Here is a 21042-nt window from a genome sequence, read left to right on the forward strand (position 1 = left end):
GTCGGGCCCGCGACGCGGGCACGACAGAGGGATCAGTGTTTTTCACCAATCGGTAGAATGGTGCGGTCGAACTGCTCGTTCAGCACTTCACCCATGGCCAGGTAGATTGCGCTTGCGCCGCAAACCAGACCTACCCAGCCGGCAACGTGAACGATGCCTTCGTTATCCGCCAGGTGACCGATGGCCAGCAGAGCGAACAGTACGGTCAGGCTCAGGAAGACGAATTGCAGTGCGCGGTTCGCCTTAAGGGTACCGAAGAACATGAACAGGGTGAACACGCCCCACAGTCCCAGGTACACGCCCAGGAAATGGGCGTTTGCCGCCTCTGCCAGGCCCATTTTAGGCATCAGCAGAATTGCGACCAGAGTCAGCCAGAAGGAACCGTAAGAGGTAAAGGCGGTTAAGCCGAAGGTGTTGCCTTTCTTATATTCCAGCAGGCCCGCAAAGATCTGTGCGATACCGCCGTAAAAAATGCCCATCGCCAGGATAATGCCGTCCATCGGGAACATCCCGATATTGTGCAGGTTCAGCAGAATAGTGGTCATGCCAAAACCCATCAGGCCCAGCGGAGCCGGATTAGCCAACTTAGTGTTGCCCATAAGTCCTCAAAAAAATCATCATTAATATGGTGAAATGGTTAAACCCGCGCCAGTTCTACCTGACGGGGCGCGGCATCATAATGGGCGGCATCGACGCCGTCTATGATCTCACCGGGGTGAAATTAAAAAATTTTTTATCCTTCCCCCTTGATGGATGCCGTTGTGACCCCATCTTGTAAGCAACCGCAGTGTGTGGACCTGAAAAAAATCAAATCTGGGCAGTTGAAAAAGCACGTTCTGCCCTTATTACAGGTACACAACCACATGTTGACTGAATTTTTAGTGGAGACGTTTAGATGGGTAAAATTATTGGTATCGACCTGGGTACTACCAACTCTTGTGTAGCGATTATGGATGGCACTACTGCACGTGTGCTGGAGAACGCCGAGGGCGATCGCACCACGCCTTCTATCATTGCTTATACCCAGGATGGTGAAACTCTGGTTGGTCAGCCGGCTAAACGTCAGGCCGTGACAAACCCGCAAAACACCCTGTTTGCGATCAAACGCCTGATTGGCCGCCGCTTCCAGGACGAAGAAGTTCAGCGTGACGTTTCCATCATGCCTTACAAAATCATCGCAGCCGATAACGGCGATGCATGGCTTGATGTGAAAGGCACCAAAACGGCACCACCGCAGATCTCTGCTGAAGTGCTGAAGAAAATGAAGAAAACCGCGGAAGATTACCTGGGTGAACCGGTAACTGAAGCTGTTATCACCGTACCTGCTTACTTCAACGATGCTCAGCGTCAGGCAACCAAAGATGCTGGCCGTATCGCAGGTCTGGAAGTAAAACGTATCATCAACGAACCAACCGCAGCAGCACTGGCTTACGGTCTGGATAAAGAAGTCGGCAACCGTACTATCGCGGTTTACGACCTGGGTGGTGGTACCTTCGATATCTCTATTATCGAAATCGACGATGTTGACGGCGAAAAAACCTTCGAAGTTCTGGCAACCAACGGTGATACCCACCTGGGTGGTGAAGACTTCGATACCCGTCTGATCAACTACCTCGTTGACGAGTTCAAGAAAGATCAGGGCATTGACCTGCGTAACGACCCGCTGGCCATGCAGCGACTGAAAGAAGCCGCTGAGAAAGCGAAGATCGAGCTGTCTTCCGCTCAGCAGACCGACGTGAACCTGCCGTACATCACCGCAGACGCGACCGGTCCAAAACACATGAACATCAAAGTGACCCGTGCGAAACTGGAAAGCCTGGTAGAAGACCTGGTGAACCGTTCTATCGAGCCACTGAAAGTTGCATTGCAGGACGCTGGCCTGTCCGTGTCTGACATTCAGGACGTTATCCTGGTAGGTGGTCAGACTCGTATGCCAATGGTTCAGAAGAAAGTTGCTGAATTCTTTGGTAAAGAGCCACGTAAAGACGTGAACCCGGACGAAGCGGTTGCTATCGGTGCTGCGGTTCAGGGTGGTGTTCTGACGGGTGAAGTAAAAGACGTACTGCTGCTGGACGTTACCCCGCTGTCTCTGGGTATCGAAACCATGGGTGGCGTGATGACTCCGCTCATCAACAAAAACACCACTATCCCGACGAAACACAGCCAGGTGTTCTCTACCGCTGAAGACAACCAGTCTGCGGTAACCATCCATGTGATTCAGGGTGAGCGTAAGCGCGCGGCGGATAACAAATCTCTGGGTCAGTTCAACCTGGACGGTATTAACCCGGCACCACGCGGCATGCCACAGATCGAAGTCACCTTCGACATCGATGCTGACGGTATCCTGCATGTGTCTGCGAAAGACAAAAATAGCGGTAAAGAGCAGAAGATTACCATCAAGGCATCTTCTGGCCTGAACGAAGCGGAAATCGAAAAAATGGTTCGTGATGCCGAAGCTAACGCGGAATCCGACCGTAAGTTCGAAGAGCTGGTTCAGACCCGTAACCAGGGTGACCATCTGCTGCACAGCACCCGTAAGCAGGTTGAAGAAGCGGGCGATAAACTGCCAGCGGAAGACAAAACTGCGATCGAAACTGCACTGAGCGCGCTGGAAACGTCTCTGAAAGGCGAAGACAAAGCGGACATCGAAGCGAAGATGCAGGAGCTGGCACAGGTTTCTCAGAAGCTGATGGAAATCGCTCAGCAGCAGCACGCACAGCAGCAGGCGGGCGCTGATGCTTCCCAGAACAACGCGAAAGACGACGATGTTGTCGACGCTGAGTTCGAAGAAGTGAAAGACAAAAAATAATCGCCCTGATGCAGGGTAAGTAATCGGCACGGGCGTAGGAGAATTCTCCACGCCCGTGCTCGCATGTTAAGGGGCTTAAAAAAACCAATGGCAAAGCAAGACTATTACGAGATTTTAGGCGTTCCGAAAACTGCGGAAGAGCGTGAAATCAAAAAGGCGTATAAGCGCCTGGCCATGAAATTCCACCCTGACCGTAATCAGGGTGACAAAGAGGCTGAAGCCAAATTTAAAGAGATTAAAGAAGCCTACGAAGTCCTGACCGATGCACAAAAACGTGCGGCCTATGATCAGTACGGTCACGCGGCCTTTGAACAGGGCGGCATGGGCGGCGGTGGATTTGGTGGCGGCGGCTTCGGCGGCGGCGCTGATTTCAGCGATATCTTTGGTGATGTATTTGGCGATATCTTCGGCGGCGGACGTGGTCGTCAGCGCGCGGCGCGCGGCGCAGACCTGCGCTACAACATGGAGCTGACGCTTGAAGAAGCGGTTCGCGGCGTCACCAAAGAGATCCGTATTCCGACGCTGGAAGAGTGTGACGTTTGCCACGGCAGCGGCGCGAAAGCGGGGACTCAGCCACAGACCTGCCCAACCTGTCACGGTTCCGGTCAGGTTCAGATGCGCCAGGGCTTCTTCGCGGTGCAGCAGGCCTGTCCGCACTGTCATGGTCGCGGTACGCTGATTAAAGATCCGTGCACCAAATGCCACGGTCACGGTCGCGTGGAGAAAACCAAAACGCTGTCCGTTAAGATCCCGGCAGGCGTGGATACGGGCGACCGCATCCGTCTGGCAGGTGAGGGTGAAGCCGGCGAGCACGGCGCACCGGCAGGCGATCTGTACGTTCAGGTTCAGGTGAAGCAGCACGCCATCTTCGAGCGTGAAGGTAACAACCTGTACTGTGAAGTGCCGATCAACTTTGCGATGGCGGCGCTGGGTGGCGAAATCGAAGTGCCGACGCTGGACGGTCGCGTTAACCTGAAAATCCCTGGCGAAACCCAGACCGGGAAGCTGTTCCGCATGCGCGGCAAAGGCGTTAAATCCGTTCGCGGTGGCGCGCAGGGTGACCTGTTATGCCGCGTGGTCGTGGAAACGCCGGTCGGCCTGAACGATAAGCAGAAACAGCTGCTGAAAGAGCTTCAGGAGAGTTTTGGTGGCCCGACGGGTGAGAAAAACAGCCCGCGCTCCAAAAGCTTCTTCGATGGCGTCAAAAAATTCTTCGACGATTTAACCCGCTAACCCGCCAGCTGGTTACTATCCTTTAAAGCCCGGAAGCGATTCCGGGCTTTTTGTTTATAGCGTTATTCCTCGGTTAAACTGAATATATACCCAATATTAATCTGTTTTTACCGATCTGTTTGCGCTGATATTATGGTTTTACCGAGGTATTGTTGTAAAAGAGAGTTTAAACGTGAAATTACTACACCGTTTCTTTAGCAGTGAGGCATCCGGCGGCGTCATCCTGATTATTGCTGCTGCGGCCGCCATGCTGCTCGCCAATATGGGCATGACGCGCGATCTCTATCACGCATTTCTGGAAACGCCCGTCGAGCTGAAAGTCGGGGCGCTGGAAATTAACAAGAACATGCTGCTGTGGATCAACGATGCGCTGATGGCGGTGTTCTTCCTGCTGGTGGGTCTGGAGGTTAAACGTGAGCTGGTGATCGGTTCGCTTGCCAGCCGTCAGCGCGCGGCGTTTCCGGTGATCGCGGCGATTGGCGGGATGATCGTTCCGGCGTTGCTCTTTCTCGCGTTTGCGTGGCAGGATCCGGTTGCGCGTGACGGCTGGGCGATCCCGGCCGCAACGGATATCGCGTTTGCGCTCGGGGTCTTAGCCTTGCTCGGTAGCCGCGTCCCGGTAGCACTGAAAATTTTCCTGATGGCGCTGGCGATTATCGATGATCTGGGCGCTATCGTGATTATCGCGCTGTTCTACACCAGCGATCTGTCGGTTCTGTCGCTGAGCGTGGCGGCCGTGGCTATTATGGTGCTGGCCTTGCTGAACGTCTTCAACGTCCGACGTACGGGTATTTATATTCTGGTGGGCATGGTGCTGTGGACGGCGGTGCTGAAGTCTGGCGTGCATGCCACGCTGGCGGGCGTCATCGTTGGCTTCTTTATTCCGCTGAAGGAGCAGGACGGCAAATCGCCTGCCAGACAGCTGGAGCATGTGCTTCATCCGTGGGTGGGCTTTATGATCCTGCCGCTGTTTGCGTTTGCCAACGCGGGTGTTTCCCTGGCCGGGGTTACCCTGGACGGACTCACCTCCGTGCTGCCGCTGGGTATCATCGCCGGTCTGTTTATCGGTAAGCCGCTGGGTATCAGCCTGTTCTGCTGGCTGGCGCTGAAGCTGAAGCTGGCGTCATTGCCAAACGGGACCACCTTTAGCCAGATTATGGCCGTCGGCGTGCTGTGCGGTATTGGATTCACCATGTCGATCTTTATCTCGACGCTGGCGTTTGGCGCAAACGCGCCTGAGCTTATCGTCTGGGCGAAACTCGGCATTCTTATCGGGTCGTTCCTGGCCGCGGTTATGGGTTACACCTTGTTGAAGGTGAAGTTGTCCGGACAGGCTGTCCAGGCATAACAGGAAACCGGGAGAAGGGAAGCCTTCTCCCGATAAACTATCAGGGAGTGAAAACGTGATGTCTCATTTGAACTATAACCATCTCTATTACTTCTGGCATGTCTACAAGCAGGGCTCGGTCGTGGGTGCCGCAGAGGCGCTCTACCTGACGCCACAGACTATCACCGGGCAAATCAAAGCCCTGGAAGAGCGCTTGCAGGGAAAGCTTTTTAAGCGGAAAGGGCGTGGCATTGAGCCGAGCGAGCTGGGTGAACTGGTATTCCGCTATGCGGACAAGATGTTCACCCTGAGCCAGGAGATGCTGGATATCGTTAACTATCGCAAAGAGTCGAACCTGCTCTTTGACGTGGGCGTGGCGGATGCGTTGTCCAAACGGCTGGTAAGCGGTGTACTGGATGCGGCGGTGGTGGAAGATGAACAGATACATTTACGCTGCTTTGAGTCCACTCACGAGATGCTGCTGGAACAGCTGAGCCAGCATAAGCTGGATATGATTATTTCGGATTGCCCTATCGATTCCACGCAGCAGGAAGGCTTGTTCTCGGTGAAAATTGGCGAATGCGGCGTCAGTTTCTGGTGCATCAATCCGCCACCGGAAAAACCGTTTCCTGCCTGCCTGGAAGAGCGCCGCTTGCTGGTGCCGGGTCGGAGGTCCATGCTCGGACGGAAGCTGCTGAACTGGTTTAACTCGCAGGGGCTGAACGTAGAAATTCTCGGTGAGTTCGACGATGCGGCGCTGATGAAAGCCTTTGGCGAAGCGCATAACGCTATCTTCGTTGCTCCAACGCTGTACGCGCACGATCTCTATTCAGACGACAAAATAACCGAGATCGGCAGGGTGGATAACGTGATGGAAGAGTATCACGCCATATTCGCCGAAAGGATGATTCAGCATCCGGCTGTGCAGCGAATCTGCAATCGCGACTATTCGGCGCTGTTTACGCCGCCGGCAATCTGAAGACATAAAAAAACCCGCGTTAAGCGGGTTCTTTCAAACAAGCAACAACAAGTGGCGATTAAGCCAGTTTGTTGATCTGCGCGGTCAGGTTTGCTTTATGACGCGCTGCTTTGTTTTTGTGGATCAGACCTTTAGCAGCCTGACGATCCACGATTGGTTGCATTTCGTTAAATGCGTTCTGCGCTGCAGCTTTGTCGCCAGCTTCGATAGCTGCGTATACTTTCTTGATGAAAGTACGCATCATAGAGCGACGGCTTGCATTGTGCTTACGAGCCTTTTCAGACTGAACGGCACGTTTCTTAGCTGATTTGATATTAGCCAAGGTCCAACTCCCAAATATGATCTATGTGGACAATTCAAAGGCCGAGGAATATGCCCTCTATACCTTCTTTTGTCAATGGATTTGTGCAAATAAGCGCCGTTAATGTGGCGACGCTACGTTACGTAGTGATGGCGCAGGATTCTACCAGCTTGTCGTTCGTGAATACAGCTTTTCGGTGCAAAAATCGCAGTTCGCGGACAGATTTTTTTGCTGTGAAAGGTCAGCGTGATGAAATCATACGGCTTTCTGTTTAGCGTGAACAATCGCCGGTTAACCTTAACCGCTGTACAAGGTATACTTTGGCGATTTTCACTGTTTTGAGCCAGTCATGAAGCTGATACGCGGCATACATAATCTCAGTCAAGCCCCGCACGGGTGCGTGCTGACCATTGGTAATTTCGACGGCGTGCATCGTGGGCATCAGGCGCTGTTGCAGGGATTGCGTAAAGAAGGCGAGGCGCGAGGCCTGCCCGTCGTGGTGATGATTTTCGAGCCTCAGCCGCTGGAGCTGTTTGCAGGCGAGAAATCCCCCGCGCGGCTGACGCGTCTGCGCGAGAAGTTACGCTACCTGGCGGAGTCAGGGGTGGACTACGTCCTGTGCGTACGGTTCGACCGTCGTTTTGCCGCGCTGACCGCACAAAATTTTGTCAGCGACCTGTTGGTCAGGCAGCTTGGCGTGCAGTTTCTCGCCGTGGGCGATGATTTCCGCTTTGGCGCTGGTCGTCAGGGCGATTTCTTGTTATTACAGAAGGCTGGCCTGGAGTACGGGTTTGACGTCACCAGCACGATGACCTTCTGTGAGGGCGGCGTGCGCGTCAGCAGCACGGCGGTACGTCAGGCGCTGGCGAACGATGAACTGGACACGGCAGAAACGCTGCTGGGTCACCCGTTCACAATTTCAGGTCGCGTGGTCCATGGCGATGCGCTGGGCCGCACGATAGGTTTCCCGACGGCGAATATACCGCTGCGTCGTCAGGTCTCCCCGGTTAAAGGGGTCTATGCGGTGGAAGTGGCAGGACTGGGCGAGAAGCCTTTCTACGGCGTCGCCAACATTGGCACACGTCCAACGGTTGCCGGTGTGCGTCAACAGTTAGAAGTACACCTGCTGGACGTTGTAATGGACCTGTATGGTCGCCATATAGATGTGATACTGCGTAAAAAAATACGCAATGAACAGCGATTCGCTTCGCTGGATGAACTTAAGGCGCAAATCGCGCGAGATGAATTAACGGCCCGGGAGTTTTTTGGGCTTTAGAACCGGCTTAACTGCCTACGTGATAAATACGGAACCGAGAATCTGATGAGTGACTATAAATCAACCCTGAATTTGCCGGAAACAGGGTTCCCGATGCGCGGCGATCTCGCCAAGCGTGAACCGGGAATGCTGGCGCGTTGGACCGATGATGACCTGTACGGCATCATTCGTGCAGCCAAAAAAGGCAAAAAAACCTTCATTCTGCATGATGGCCCTCCATATGCGAATGGCAGCATTCATATTGGTCACTCTGTAAACAAGATTCTGAAAGACATTATCGTGAAGTCCAAAGGACTCGCGGGATATGACTCGCCTTACGTTCCGGGCTGGGACTGCCATGGTCTGCCGATCGAGCTGAAAGTTGAGCAAGAGTACGGTAAGCCGGGTGAGAAGTTCACCGCCGCAGAATTCCGTGCGAAATGCCGCGAATACGCTGCCACCCAGGTTGACGGTCAGCGCGCTGACTTCATCCGTCTGGGCGTGCTGGGTGACTGGTCGCATCCGTACCTGACCATGGACTTCAAAACCGAAGCCAACATCATCCGAGCGCTGGGTAAAATCATCGGCAACGGTCACCTGCACAAAGGCGCGAAGCCGGTGCACTGGTGCGTCGACTGCCGCTCTGCGCTGGCAGAAGCGGAAGTGGAGTATTACGACAAAACCTCGCCTTCTATCGACGTGGCCTTCGAAGCGGTCGATCAGGATGCGATCAAAGCTAAATTTGGTCTGCCTGGCGTAAGCGGCCCGATCTCTCTGGTGATCTGGACCACCACCCCGTGGACGCTGCCTGCTAACCGCGCGATCTCCCTTTCTGGCGAGTTTGAGTATGCGCTGGTGCAGATTGATGGCCGTGCGGTTATCCTGGCGAAAGACCTGGTCGAAAGCGTGCTGAAACGCGCGAACATCACCGATTACACCGTGCTGGGCACCGTAAAAGGCGACGCGCTGGAACTGATGCGCTTCAAACACCCGTTCCTTGACTTCGACGTTCCGGCGATTCTGGGCGACCACGTCACGCTGGACGCGGGTACCGGTGCGGTGCATACCGCCGGTGGCCACGGTCCTGACGACTACAACATCAGCCTGAAGTACGGCCTGGAAATCGCTAATCCGGTTGGCCCGGACGGCTCTTACCTGCCTGGCACCTACCCGGCGCTGGACGGTATCAACGTCTTTAAAGCTAACGACATCATCGTTGATATGCTGCGCACCAGCGGCGCGCTGCTGCACGTTGAGAAAATGCAGCACAGCTATCCGTGCTGCTGGCGTCACAAGACCCCGATCATCTTCCGTGCAACCCCGCAGTGGTTTATCAGCATGGACCAGAAAGGCCTGCGTGCGCAGTCTCTGAAAGAGATCAAAGGCGTGCAGTGGATCCCTGACTGGGGCCAGGCGCGGATCGAATCCATGGTGGCTAACCGTCCTGACTGGTGTATCTCCCGTCAGCGTACCTGGGGCGTGCCGATGTCTCTGTTCGTACATAAAGAGACGCAGGAGCTGCACCCGAACACGCTGGAACTGATGGAAGAAGTGGCGAAGCGCGTCGAAGTTGACGGCATTCAGGCGTGGTGGGATCTCGACGCCCGTGACATCCTGGGCGCTGATGCAGACAACTACGAAAAAGTGCCGGATACCCTGGACGTGTGGTTCGACTCCGGGTCTACCCACTCCTCCGTGGTTGACGTGCGTCCGGAGTTTGCTGGTCACGCTGCCGATATGTATCTGGAAGGGTCTGACCAACACCGCGGCTGGTTCATGTCATCGCTGATGATCTCCACCGCCATGAAGGGTAAAGCACCTTACCGCCAGGTATTGACCCACGGCTTCACCGTGGATGGTCAGGGCCGTAAGATGTCCAAATCTATCGGTAACACCGTTTCTCCGCAGGACGTGATGAACAAACTGGGCGCGGACATTCTGCGTCTGTGGGTGGCCTCTACCGACTACACCGGCGAAATGGCGGTCTCTGATGAGATCCTGAAACGTGCTGCTGACAGCTATCGTCGTATTCGTAACACCGCGCGCTTCCTGCTGGCGAACCTGAACGGGTTCGATCCGGTGAAAGACATGGTGAAGCCGGAAGAGATGGTTGTGCTCGATCGCTGGGCGGTAGGCTGCGCGAAAGCGGCGCAGGAAGATATTCTTAAAGCCTATGAGTCTTACGACTTCCACGAAGTGGTGCAGCGCCTGATGCGCTTCTGCTCCATCGAGATGGGCTCGTTCTACCTCGACATCATCAAAGACCGCCAGTACACCGCGAAAGCGGACAGCGTGGCGCGTCGTAGCTGCCAGACCGCGCTGTTCCACATCGCAGAAGCGCTGGTGCGCTGGATGGCACCGATCATGTCCTTCACCGCGGATGAAATCTGGGGTTACCTGCCGGGTGACCGCGAGAAGTATGTCTTCACCGGCGAGTGGTACGAAGGTCTGTTCGACCTCTCCAGCACTGAAGCAATGAACGATGCCTACTGGGACGAGCTGCTGAAAGTGCGTGGCGAAGTGAACAAGGTTATCGAGCAGGCGCGCGCTGACAAGAAAGTCGGTGGCTCTCTGGAAGCGACGGTGACCCTGTACGCAGAGCCTGAGCTGGCCGCGAAGCTGACCGCGCTGGGCGATGAATTACGATTTGTCCTGTTGACCTCCGGTGCGAAAGTTGCGGATTATGCCGAAGCTACTGCTGATGCTCAGCAGAGTGAACTGCTCAAAGGACTGAAGGTCGCGCTGAGCAAAGCCGACGGTGAAAAATGCCCGCGCTGCTGGCATTACACCACTGATGTCGGTCAGGTGGCGGAACACGCAGACATCTGCGGTCGCTGTGTAAGCAACGTCGCCGGTGACGGCGAAAAACGTAAGTTTGCCTGATGAGTAAAACTCTCTGTTCAACAGGACTGCGCTGGCTGTGGCTGGTGGTGGTGGTGCTGATTATTGATTTGGGCAGCAAGTTCCTGATCCTCCAGAATTTCGCTCTGGGGGATACGGTCCCGCTGTTTCCGTCGCTTAACCTGCACTATGCCCGCAACTATGGTGCGGCGTTTAGTTTCCTTGCCGACAGCGGTGGCTGGCAGCGCTGGTTCTTCGCGGGTATCGCTATCGGTATCTGCGTCGTGCTGGCGGTGCTGATGTACCGCTCAAAGGCCACGCAAAAGCTGAATAACATCGCCTACGCGCTGATCATTGGCGGCGCGCTGGGTAACCTGTTTGACCGCCTGTGGCACGGCTTTGTGGTCGATATGATCGACTTCTACGTTGGCGACTGGCACTTCGCGACCTTTAACCTCGCCGATAGCGCAATATGCGTTGGTGCGGCGTTAATCGTGCTGGAAGGCTTCTTGCCTAAACCGGCCGCGAAAGAGCAGGCGTAACAAAACCAGCCGGGTGACGCGTAGCGATCCCGGCCTACAGAATTTGTGGCCCCCGTAGGCCCGGTAAGCGTAGCGCCACCGGGCAACAGGTGACCCAAAACAAGCGAGCAATTTGCATGTCTAAATCCGTACAGAGCAACAGCGCGGTTCTCGTTCATTTCACGCTGAAGCTGGATGACGGCTCCACGGCCGAATCCACCCGCAACAATGGCAAACCGGCGCTGTTTCGTCTGGGTGACACCTCCCTGTCTGAAGGCCTTGAGCAGCAGCTTCTGGGTCTGAAAGAGGGCGAGAAAAAAGCGTTTTCGCTGGAGCCGGATGCGGCATTTGGCGTGCCAAGCCCGGACCTGATCCAGTATTTCTCGCGTCGTGAGTTTATGGATGCGGGTGAACCAGAAATCGGGGCGATTATGCTCTTTACCGCTATGGACGGCAGCGAAATGCCTGGCGTGATCCGAGAAATCAACGGCGATTCTATCACCGTCGATTTCAACCATCCGCTTGCCGGGCGTACCGTTCATTTTGATGTCGAAGTGCTGGAGATCGATCCGGCACTGGAGGAGTAAAATGCAGATCCTGTTGGCTAACCCGCGCGGCTTCTGCGCCGGTGTAGACCGCGCTATCAGCATTGTTGAAAACGCGCTGGAGATTTACGGCGCGCCGATTTACGTGCGTCACGAAGTGGTGCACAACCGTTACGTGGTCGACAGCCTGCGCGAGCGCGGTGCGATTTTTATCGAGCAGATCAGCGAAGTGCCGGACGGCGCAATCCTCATCTTCTCCGCGCACGGCGTCTCTCAGGCGGTACGCAACGAGGCGAAAAGCCGCGATCTGACCGTATTCGATGCCACCTGTCCGTTAGTGACAAAAGTGCATATGGAAGTGGCGCGCGCCAGCCGTCGTGGTGAAGAGTCAATTCTGATTGGTCACGCCGGTCACCCGGAAGTTGAAGGCACCATGGGCCAGTACAGCAACCCGGAAGGGGGCATGTATCTGGTTGAGTCACCGGAAGATGTCTTTACGCTGGACGTGAAAAACGAAGCCCGTCTGTCGTTTATGACCCAGACGACGCTTTCCGTAGACGACACCTCAGACGTGATTGACGCCCTGCGCCAGCGCTTCCCGAAAATCGTCGGGCCGCGCAAAGATGATATCTGCTATGCAACCACCAACCGTCAGGAAGCCGTACGCGCCCTGGCTGAACAGGCGGATGTGGTGCTGGTGGTCGGCTCGAAAAACTCCTCTAACTCCAACCGACTGGCCGAACTGGCGCAGCGTATGGGGAAAGCAGCTTTTCTGATCGACGACGCAACGGACATTCAGGAAGCGTGGGTGAAAAACGCGGCCTGCGTCGGTGTTACCGCAGGCGCTTCAGCGCCGGATATCCTGGTGCAAAACGTCATTGCCCGCCTGCAAGAGCTGGGCGGTGGCGAAGCGGTGCCGCTGGAAGGCCGTGAAGAGAACATTGTCTTCGAAGTGCCGAAAGAGCTGCGAATCGACGCCCGCGAAGTGGAATAATGTCCTCTCAATCTTCAAAATGCCGGTGGCGAAAGCCTCCGGCATTTTTGTTTCTGGTTAACTGTGATTCACCATCAATTTTGACGCTTTTTCCAGTAGGTTAATCGTTTAATCTGCCATCATGATATTGCTGTTCTCCTCGGGCCGGAGAGCGATATGAATTCAGACATCTTTTTGCCACCTCAGTTGACGTGGGCTACCGGCGCGCTAGCCGGCGGGCCGCTTATCCGCAAAACGACTCGTCTTGCGGATCTTCCTGGGATCTTCGCAGACGGCGAGGCGTGGAAGTGCGGCAATCCTCAAAAAAGCGTGTATGACGTAGACGTACTGGGCTCCCCCGTAGGGGAAGGGGCACTCTTCGTTGGGGTAACTCACCTGCGTGCGGGTAACGTGGGCGATGAGTTCTTTATGACTCGCGGTCATTTTCATCAGCGCCGCGAACAGGGCGAGGTCTATTTTGGCCTGCGCGGATGTGGCTTGTTGCTGCTGCAAACGGAGGCGGGCGACGCGCGGCTTGAGCAGGTGACGGCTGGCTCCGTGCATATTATTCCTCCTTTTACAGCGCATCGTTTGATTAACACTGGCAACGAGACGCTATCCTCCCTTGCCGTCTGGCCGAGCATTGCGGGACACGACTATGCGGCGCTGGCAGAGGGCTTCACCCTGCGGATCTTTGCCTCCGGGGAAGGTTACGAGGTGCGCCATGGCTAACTATGGCCTTGATATGACCATCAACCGTCAGCCGCTCGGTTTTTGCTACGGAGAGGATGTTACCGGGCCGATGCCGGAGATCAGAACACTGGATCAGATCCGCCCGTCGCTGCGCAATCCGGACTGCGAAGGGCCTGAACAGGTATATGCCATCGCGATGGACGTGGCGCGTCTGGCGGACAGGCCGGAGCTCGAAAAACGCATGCTGCTTTTTGGTGTGGTCACCTACGCGGCAGGCACGCTTGGCGATGAGCCGGTCCGCAGCCAGGGGCATGTTCACCGTATTAGCCAGCACAGCGGATGGTCGCCCCCTGAGCTGTACGAAATCTGGCAGGGTAAAGCGATTATCTACATGCAGGAGTATGTGGACGACGATCCGGGACGATGTTTTGCGGTACTCGCGGGGCCGGGTGAAAAGGTACTGGTCCCTCCCGGATGGGGCCATGCGACGATTTCGGCCTCGCCCAATGAGCCGCTGACGTTTGGTGCGTGGTGCGATCGGGAATATGGCTTTGAGTATGAGGCCGTTCGTGCGCGAAAAGGTCTGGCCTGGTATCCCTTAGTTCAGGGTAATCATATTGTCTGGCAGCATAACAGTCACTACAGACCAGGGCGCTTGCAGATGATTACGCCGAGAAGTTATCCGGAATTTGGCATTACTGATGCGCCTGTTTATCAGCAGTTTATTGATGACCCCGCACGGTTCCAGTTTATTTCGCGTCCGGATAAAGTCGCAGAACTGTGGAATAACTTCCATCCATAAAGAAGCCGGGGCATTGCCCCGGTTTTCTTATCCTGCAAACAAACCGGACGCCACGCCAAGCGCTGCCAGTATAAGCAGCAATATCATGGCTTTTACCGGCGACACGCCGCGTTTTGCCATCAGATACCAGGTCCCCAGCACCACCGCCAGCGGAAGCAGCTGCGGGAAAATACCGTCCAGCATCTGCTGAACGTGAATGTTTACCCCGTCCCGGGTGATGAACTCCAGCCCGGTGCCGAGCTTCACGTAGCTGGCCGCCACGCCGCCCATGACAAATACGCCCAGTAGCGAGAGCGCTTCCCGTAGCCGGGTAGATTTGCTGCTGACCAGCATCTCCACGGAGCCTGATCCCATCTGGTAGCCTTTGAGAAACAGGAACCAGGAGCCAGGGATAATGATGGCCAGCCAGGCAACGGTATAAAACAGTGGACCGAGGATATTTCCGCCTGCCGCCAGCGCCATCCCAATGCTAAGCAGGATCGGGATCAGCATGCCGGGGATCATCGAATCGCCGATCCCGGCAATTGGCCCCATCAGGCCTACCTTCAGGGTATTTATGGTTTCACCGTCAATCGGCTCGCCGTTGGCTTTTTTCTCCTCCAGCCCCAGCGCCATACCGTTAACGATCGCGCCAATCTGTGGCTCCGTGTTGTAGAACGACGCGTGACGGCGCAGCATCTCGGTACGTTGTACCGGGTCGGGATAGAGCTTTTTTGCGACCGGCAGCATGCTCAGGCAAAAGCCGAAGGATTCAAGGCGTTCAAAGCTCATTGAGGAGAGGTTGTGCATCATCCACGCTCGCCAGCAGCGGCGCAGATCCTTGCGGGTGAGTTTACGTTCTTCCATCAGAATTCATCCTCGTCGTCAGGGACAGGTGCTGAAGCCACGGCCTGCGGTGCCTCGGGTTTATAGTTGTAATGAATCAGTGCCAGCAGGGCGCCCACGATCACCAGCGCGACCATATTGAGTTTCAGGAAAACGATGCAAACGAAGCCCACCAGAAAGTAGATGAGCATGGTATAGCTTTTGATGATCTGCTTAAGCAGGATGGCAATACCGACGGCGGGCAAGATGCCGCCCAGCACATTCATGGTGGAGAGGACGATGTGCGGCAGGCTGTCCATAAACCCGCTAATGTACTGTGCGCCAAAAAAGACGGCGATAAAGGTAGGCACAAAGCGCAGCACAAAATTCATCGCCTGCGGCCAGATGGCGCTGTTGAGGTAGATCCCGCGCTCGTCGCCGTTCTCCAGCGCCACATCCGCACGATGGTTCCAGAAGGAGTTCAGCACCATCATCGCATTGAAGAGAATGGTTCCGGCGATCCCAATAGTCGCCGCCAGCGCGACGGCAACCTCAGGTCCTTTGCCGGAAAGTATTCCCAGTGCAATGGCCGGATAAGCCACAAAGTTTAAATCTGCTGGCATCGAGCCGCCGGGTGTCACCATTGCGATATAAACCGCCTGCACCGCTACGCCAATCATAATCCCGGTTTTGATATCGCCCAGGATCAGGCCAACCAGCATCCCGGAAATGAGCGGTCGGGAGATGAGATACCAGCCGCCCGTCAGCCCTAAAAGCCACGGACTACTGAGTGCGCCCAGATAACACAGCAGGCCAATTAAAGCCGCTTCGATAATCATGATCTGCTCCTTATTTCAGCTTTTGTCTGGCATCCTGCCAGGTATAAAAACTGGCATCGGGAACCAGGCGGAATTCAATCGCGTGTCCCTGCCCGGTCAGCCACTCGAACGCCGCCGCTTCATCCTGGGTTACCGATTGATTCGGGCCGATGGTGATCGTGTTAGCCCGGGCGCTCATCGGGCCCACGTTAATTTTTCCATTGCTGTTTTTCAGGCTAATGCCCGCCTGCTCAATGCGCTGTAGCGTGAGTGGAGATTTGCCAATCACGAAATAGCGCTTTTCGCTGGCAATCACTTTTGGCAGTTTTTCGATCGCGGTTGCCGTATCGAACAGCCACACTTTAGTATCTGATACGGCTCCTTTCATGACCGACGATAACAGCGGATCGGCCGCAACGGCATCGTCAATGGCAACGATGCCGTCGCAGGGCAGCTCCCTGGCCCAGCGTGTAATGAGCTGCCCATGGATCACGCGATCGTCAATGCGTACAAAAGAAATACTCATATGCGGCTCCTTAAAAATCGTCTGTCTGTGCAGTATCTGCCGGTTTCGCCTGTACCAGCGTCGGCAGAGTAAGTTCGATAAGCTGCCCGGCAGCCTGATGAACATCGCGAGCCATCATCACCTCATCGGTTTGCAGCAGCATCGGGAAGTTGACTCCAGCCACCACGGCGACCGGCGGCTGCGTATATGGGTTAAACGCGGCCTCACAGGCCACGTTCCACGGCGTGCCGCTTTGCATGTCGCACAGCACCAGCACGCCGTCAGCGTTGACGCTTGCCGCTTCCAGTGTGGAGATGAAATCCTGCCGGAAGCCCTCTATTCCCGCCTGTTCGGTCAGACAAACGGCGTGTATGCCGGGGAGCTCGCCGTATACCATCCGGCCGCTCTCCAGCAGCGCGGCGGCTAACGGCCCATGAGTGGCGACAATAAAATGAATCATCGTTAGCTCCTTACCCAGGCTTTGATAGTCGCGAGGGGGTGTCCGGAAGCACGGGCTGAAGGTGAAATGCGATAGTCACCTACGCTTGCCGGAATGATGAAGGTTTCGGCGTAATGGACGGTAAACGGCTCAAATGCACCGGTTGGGCTGTCGACAATTGCTTCGTCGCCCTCTACCAGATTCAGCACGTTCACACCGCCGCCGGTGTGGTGCAAAACGGGTTCGCTAAACCAGTGGCGGCGGGTTTCGATAAATTCACGCTCGTGCAGGCCAGTACGCTCTTCACGCCAGCCGTTTCCTTCCGCGACAGGTTCGAACTGATTCACCAGATGCTGATGAACCCACTGCGCGTCGCGCTGCCAGTCGATCACCTTTTCACCGTGCTCCAGGTGTACCGGGCGCGGCAGCCCGTCCAGGCCCAGGCGGCCCCAGTCCCACAGTTTGAAGGTGAAAATATACGGCGTAGCGCTGATCTCCAGCACCATGGTACCCGCGCCGGAGCAGTGCACCGTCCCAGCCGGGATCAGGAAATGATCGTGCTTTTTTGCCGGGATCTGATTAACGAAGCGGTCGTCATCAAACGGTTTTTCACCGCGACCCGCGCGCCTGAGATCGTCCATCATGGCCTCAGGGTCTGTGCCGGTTTTGGTCCCCAGATAGACGACGGCACCCGGCTCCGCTTCCAGAATGTAATAACTCTCATCCTGGGTATAGTGCATCCCAAACTGCTGCTGGATGTACTCGGTAATGGGGTGGACCTGGAAGCTCAGATTCTGGCCACCCATGGTGTCGAGGAAGTCAAAACGGATCGGGAATTCCGCGCCGAAACGTGCGTGAACTTTCTCGCCCAGCAGAGCACGGGGCTCAAGCAAAACCAGATCCTGAGAGGGGATCTCGATCCGCACTGCGCCAAAACGCAGTAACAGGCTGTTCTCCTCGGGCACGCAGTCAAAACACCACGCGTAATTGGGTGCAGAGGGATCGAGATCGAATTGCTGTTTCATCCACTGGCCGCCCCAGACGCCAGGATCGAAAAAGGGCGCCACGCGGAAAGGCTGGGTGGTAGTTTGCTTCAGCCCGGCTCGCAGGGCCTCGCCGCTGACCATCGCGGGCTGGTTCGTCTGGGTTGTATCCAGTAAAAAATCGGTGCGCCTGAGCAGCGGCGTTTTGTGGCGATCGAAGACGCGCCATTCGACAAAAAAGGCGCGCTTGTAGCGACGAAGCATATCTTCCTGCTGATTATCTGCGCCCCAGTTCCCAGTCTCACCCCGGCGCATACGCTGCTGGATCTCCCAGCGCGGCAGATCGGCATACACCAGCACATCACCCGGATGGACAAGCGTCGCACCGGGACCGTAGATCACAATCAGCCCCCCGGAACACTGGCTCACCCGAACCTGCAAAGCCTCCAGACGCGCGGGATCGAAAAACTCTCCAAGCTGGTGGCAGGAGAGAACGCCAAAGACGCGATCGTCTGTGAGGTTGCGTGCCAGCATCTCATGAATGGCACACTCATCCCGTCGCGCCTGTTCAGCATTGATCGCCAGCGTCGGGCGTAGACGCGGCAGCACGTTCTCTTCAAGCTCGGTCATGCGCACGCCCGGATAGCAGTCAATCACCAGCACCGTGCGGCTGCGCTGTTGGGTTTTTGACTCAAGAACGCGGGTTATTGCTTCCCAGCCTTGCCAGGCGCTGTCATCAAAACCCTGTATCGCCACCGTGGGGAATTTGTCGTAGGTTGTCATTGTATCCTCCGTAATCGTTATTTAAGGTTATTCGATTAACCGTATTTGAGAAGAGTGGTTAACGCGATTAACCCGCCATAAATGCGAATCGAATCCAGAACAACAGCGGTAATGTGAAGAGTCTCACAGGGAAAAATGCAAAAAACAGGTTATTCGATTAACCTGTAGTGATGATGAAGGAGACAACATGACGGGAATTACACTGGCCGATGTCGCGAAACGCGCCGGCGTGTCAACGGCGACGGTCTCGATGGTGCTCTGCAACAAAGGCCGCATTTCGCAAAGCACGCGCGAACGTGTGCTTAAGGCGCTGGATGAATCCGGCTATGTCTATAACCAGACGGCAGCCAATTTACGTAACCGCAGCAGTAACCAGGTCGGGCTGCTCTTGCACGATATCACCAACCCTTTTTACAGCGAGATGACGGCAGGGCTAAGTCATGAAATGGAGCGCCACGAGCTGATGCTTTTTCTTGCGAATAGCGAGGAATCGGCAGAGCGACAGCAAAAATTTGTTGATTCACTGATGCGTAATAACGTCGGCGGTATGGTGCTGTGTGCGGCTCGGGAAACGCCCCAGGCCTTTTTTGAGGGTCTGAAGCGGCGCAATATTCCGGCTATCATGGTTGTGCGCCCGCTGAACGATCCGGATTTTGATTTTGTCGGAACGGATAACTTCTTAGGCACGCAGATGGCGACGGAGCATCTGCTCAGAATGGGCCATCGGCACATTGCGTTCATTGGAGGGAGCCAGAATTCGGGCTCTCGGGCGCAGCGTATCGGGGGCTTTACCAGCAAGCTGCTGGAATACGGCGTGACGCCGAATCCTGCCTGGATCAGAACCTCTCACGCCAGCCAAAGCGACGGCGCGCGCGTGGCAGAGGCGTTACTTCTCGAGCATCCACACATCAGTGCGGCGATTTGCTATCAGGATGTTGTGGCGCTGGGGGTGATGCAAAGCTTACGCAAGATGGGCCGTGAGCCGGGACGTGATTTTGCGCTGGTCGGTTTCGATGATATTACCGAAGCGGCTCTGGTGCAGCCCGCATTGACCACCGTATCGGTGGCGGCGAAAGAGATTGGTCGTAAGGCAGGGGAGTTACTTTACAGCCGCATACAGGGCAACGACGAACCCGCCAAACGAATCATTCTGCCGCCTGCGCTGGTGGTGCGGGAATCATGTGGTTTTCGCTGACGATCATGTCTTTCACTGATATCTCACCCTGTTTATCATTAAATTCTAATTATCGGCGTTTTCTGTGGCAGCCTGTGCAAAGGCTGGTTAATCTGAAAACGATTTACATCATTTTAACGTAAGAGAATAACTATGCATGATGCACAGATCCGCGTCGCCATTGCGGGCGCGGGTGGACGTATGGGCCGTCAGCTGATTCAGGCGGCACTACAGATGGATGGCGTGGCGCTTGGCGCGGCGCTGGAGCGTGAAGGTTCATCGCTTTTGGGAGCCGATGCAGGCGAGCTGGCGGGCGCAGGTCAAACGGGCGTTACCGTGCAGAGCAGCCTTGAGGCGGTGAAAGAAGACTTTGACGTGTTTATCGATTTTACCCGCCCTGAAGGCACGTTGGCTCACCTGGCGTTTTGCCGTCAGCACGGTAAAGGGATGGTGATTGGCACCACCGGTTTTGACGAGGCCGGTAAGCAAGCCATTCAGGATGCGTCCACTGAGATTGCGATTGTCTTTGCGGCAAACTTTAGCGTGGGGGTAAACGTCATGCTGAAACTGCTGGAGAAGGCGGCGAAGGTGATGGGCGACTACACCGACATTGAAATCGTCGAAGCGCACCATCGCCACAAAGTCGATGCTCCGTCAGGCACGGCGCTGGCGATGGGCGAAGCGATTGCGTGTGCAATGGATAAAGATTTGAAAGACATCGCGGTCTATTCTCGCGAAGGCCACACTGGCGAGCGCGTGCCTGGCACCATTGGGTTTGCCACCGTTCGCGCGGGTGATATCGTCGGTGAACATACCGCTATGTTCGCCGATATTGGCGAAAGGATCGAAATCACTCATAAAGCATCCAGCCGCATGACATTTGCAAACGGGGCGGTACGTTCGGCATTGTGGCTGAAAGGTAAGCGTAATGGTCTTTTTGATATGCGAGATGTCCTCGAACTCAACAATTTGTAAGCATTATTACCCTTCGTGATGTGGTTATTGCAGTCGTAATTACTTGATTGCATAGGGCAATATTTTATTGCCCTTTTATTTTGTCTGTTTGGGGTGTTTATTGTGTCTAACTGATTTAAAGTAAGTGTTTTCTCTATAATTTCTGTTGCTGAACTGTAAATTTTGACCATTTGGTCCACTTTTTATTCCTGCAAGACGTTCCTTTCTATTAAACTGCATGCGCAAGCGGTTTCTACAGTGATTTAGTTGATCTTTTTGCCGCTTAATCTGAGTTCAGACCGC

General features: G+C 55.3%; 21 protein-coding genes and 1 pseudogene (1 of these 22 only partly in view). 15 read left to right on the forward strand and 7 right to left on the reverse strand.

Going from position 1 to position 21042, the window contains the following annotated elements; genetic code table 11:
* Window positions 1–105, forward strand: partial view of an MFS transporter gene (locus INF61_RS02125; RefSeq protein WP_227413434.1) — the final stretch only. Its footprint begins 1296 nt before the window's first position; 105 of the gene's 1401 nt are visible here — the last part of the coding sequence; its start codon lies off the left edge, out of view; it ends in the stop codon at window positions 103–105.
* Here INF61_RS02125 and satP read toward each other — a convergent pair.
* Window positions 33–599 (reverse strand): acetate uptake transporter, encoded by a 567-nt coding sequence (gene satP, locus INF61_RS02130; protein WP_003856474.1) that lies wholly within the window; start codon window positions 597–599, stop codon window positions 33–35. The two genes, INF61_RS02125 and satP, sit on opposite strands and share 73 nt — an antisense overlap.
* Before the next feature lie 296 nt (window positions 600–895).
* Between satP and dnaK the strand changes: the two genes are divergently transcribed.
* From dnaK to nhaR, 4 genes are all read left to right on the forward strand, one after another.
* A complete protein-coding gene (dnaK, locus tag INF61_RS02135) occupies window positions 896–2809 on the forward strand; it encodes a molecular chaperone DnaK (RefSeq protein ID WP_006810169.1) in 1914 nt (637 codons plus the stop codon).
* Between the two features lie 87 nt (window positions 2810–2896).
* Entirely contained in the window at window positions 2897–4042 is a 1146-nt protein-coding gene (gene dnaJ / locus INF61_RS02140; protein WP_014830600.1) for a molecular chaperone DnaJ, read from the forward strand.
* A 172-nt stretch (window positions 4043–4214) separates the two neighbouring features.
* Window positions 4215–5390, forward strand: a complete 1176-nt coding sequence (gene nhaA, locus INF61_RS02145) for a Na+/H+ antiporter NhaA (RefSeq protein WP_193547487.1) — start codon at window positions 4215–4217, stop codon at window positions 5388–5390.
* Between the two features lie 58 nt (window positions 5391–5448).
* Window positions 5449–6348 carry a transcriptional activator NhaR gene (gene nhaR, locus INF61_RS02150; protein WP_003856462.1) on the forward strand — a complete coding sequence of 300 codons (900 nt, stop codon included), beginning with the start codon at window positions 5449–5451 and terminating at the stop codon, window positions 6346–6348.
* Between the two features lie 58 nt (window positions 6349–6406).
* Here nhaR and rpsT read toward each other — a convergent pair whose 3' ends face one another.
* Window positions 6407–6670 (reverse strand): 30S ribosomal protein S20, encoded by a 264-nt coding sequence (gene rpsT / locus INF61_RS02155; RefSeq protein ID WP_003856458.1) that lies wholly within the window; start codon window positions 6668–6670, stop codon window positions 6407–6409.
* Between the two features lie 115 nt (window positions 6671–6785).
* Between rpsT and INF61_RS23085 the strand changes: the two are divergent.
* From INF61_RS23085 to INF61_RS02190, 8 genes and pseudogenes are all read left to right on the forward strand, one after another.
* Window positions 6786–6991, forward strand: a pseudogene (locus INF61_RS23085) (DUF2575 domain-containing protein); the annotation flags it as partial.
* Window positions 6992–6998: 7 nt separating this feature from the next.
* Window positions 6999–7925, forward strand: a complete 927-nt coding sequence (gene ribF, locus INF61_RS02160; protein WP_003856456.1) for a bifunctional riboflavin kinase/FAD synthetase — start codon at window positions 6999–7001, stop codon at window positions 7923–7925.
* Window positions 7926–7970: 45 nt separating this feature from the next.
* Window positions 7971–10787 (forward strand): isoleucine--tRNA ligase, encoded by a 2817-nt coding sequence (ileS, locus tag INF61_RS02165; RefSeq protein ID WP_033486733.1) that lies wholly within the window; start codon window positions 7971–7973, stop codon window positions 10785–10787.
* On the forward strand, window positions 10787–11287 hold the full coding sequence (lspA, locus tag INF61_RS02170; protein WP_003856452.1) for a signal peptidase II: 501 nt from the start codon (window positions 10787–10789) through the stop codon (window positions 11285–11287). The genes ileS and lspA overlap by 1 nt, the downstream gene beginning before the upstream one ends.
* Before the next feature lie 116 nt (window positions 11288–11403).
* Complete coding sequence (fkpB, locus tag INF61_RS02175; RefSeq protein ID WP_015572634.1) at window positions 11404–11853, forward strand: FKBP-type peptidyl-prolyl cis-trans isomerase; 450 nt, start codon at window positions 11404–11406, stop codon at window positions 11851–11853.
* A 1-nt stretch (window position 11854) separates the two neighbouring features.
* Window positions 11855–12805: a 4-hydroxy-3-methylbut-2-enyl diphosphate reductase gene (ispH, locus tag INF61_RS02180; RefSeq protein WP_017383814.1), complete on the forward strand. Its 951-nt coding sequence runs from the start codon at window positions 11855–11857 to the stop codon at window positions 12803–12805.
* A 156-nt stretch (window positions 12806–12961) separates the two neighbouring features.
* Complete coding sequence (locus INF61_RS02185; protein WP_017383813.1) at window positions 12962–13516, forward strand: glucose-6-phosphate isomerase family protein; 555 nt, start codon at window positions 12962–12964, stop codon at window positions 13514–13516.
* The gene (locus INF61_RS02190; RefSeq protein WP_017694538.1) at window positions 13509–14279 is read left to right on the forward strand and encodes a glucose-6-phosphate isomerase family protein; all 771 of its coding nucleotides are present in this window, start codon (window positions 13509–13511) and stop codon (window positions 14277–14279) included. Before INF61_RS02185 ends, INF61_RS02190 begins: the two co-directional genes overlap by 8 nt.
* Before the next feature lie 27 nt (window positions 14280–14306).
* On the opposite strand, the gene INF61_RS02195 is transcribed toward INF61_RS02190, so the two are convergent.
* Genes INF61_RS02195 through INF61_RS02215 form a run of 5 tightly spaced genes read right to left on the reverse strand, consistent with a single transcriptional unit; the run spans window position 14307 to window position 18611 of the window.
* Window positions 14307–15125, reverse strand: a complete 819-nt coding sequence (locus INF61_RS02195) for a PTS system mannose/fructose/sorbose family transporter subunit IID (protein ID WP_015572637.1) — start codon at window positions 15123–15125, stop codon at window positions 14307–14309.
* Complete coding sequence (locus INF61_RS02200) at window positions 15125–15922, reverse strand: PTS sugar transporter subunit IIC (RefSeq protein WP_015572638.1); 798 nt, start codon at window positions 15920–15922, stop codon at window positions 15125–15127. The genes INF61_RS02195 and INF61_RS02200 overlap by 1 nt, the downstream gene beginning before the upstream one ends.
* Window positions 15923–15932: 10 nt before the next feature.
* The gene (locus tag INF61_RS02205) at window positions 15933–16427 is read right to left on the reverse strand and encodes a PTS sugar transporter subunit IIB (protein ID WP_015572639.1); all 495 of its coding nucleotides are present in this window, start codon (window positions 16425–16427) and stop codon (window positions 15933–15935) included.
* Window positions 16428–16437: 10 nt separating this feature from the next.
* Complete coding sequence (locus tag INF61_RS02210) at window positions 16438–16866, reverse strand: PTS fructose transporter subunit IIA (protein ID WP_193547488.1); 429 nt, start codon at window positions 16864–16866, stop codon at window positions 16438–16440.
* 2 nt (window positions 16867–16868) lie between these two features.
* A complete protein-coding gene (locus INF61_RS02215) occupies window positions 16869–18611 on the reverse strand; it encodes a class I mannose-6-phosphate isomerase (protein ID WP_017694537.1) in 1743 nt (580 codons plus the stop codon).
* A 187-nt stretch (window positions 18612–18798) separates the two neighbouring features.
* Between INF61_RS02215 and INF61_RS02220 the strand changes: the two genes are divergently transcribed.
* Both INF61_RS02220 and dapB read left to right on the forward strand, forming a co-directional pair.
* The gene (locus INF61_RS02220; RefSeq protein ID WP_015572642.1) at window positions 18799–19806 is read left to right on the forward strand and encodes a LacI family DNA-binding transcriptional regulator; all 1008 of its coding nucleotides are present in this window, start codon (window positions 18799–18801) and stop codon (window positions 19804–19806) included.
* A 132-nt stretch (window positions 19807–19938) separates the two neighbouring features.
* Window positions 19939–20760: a 4-hydroxy-tetrahydrodipicolinate reductase gene (gene dapB / locus INF61_RS02225; protein ID WP_032671442.1), complete on the forward strand. Its 822-nt coding sequence runs from the start codon at window positions 19939–19941 to the stop codon at window positions 20758–20760.
* The last annotated feature ends 282 nt before the right edge of the window (window positions 20761–21042 follow it).

The sequence above is a fragment of the Enterobacter cloacae complex sp. P18RS genome (genome assembly GCF_014982105.1).
Lineage (GTDB): Bacteria > Pseudomonadota > Gammaproteobacteria > Enterobacterales > Enterobacteriaceae > Enterobacter > Enterobacter hormaechei_C.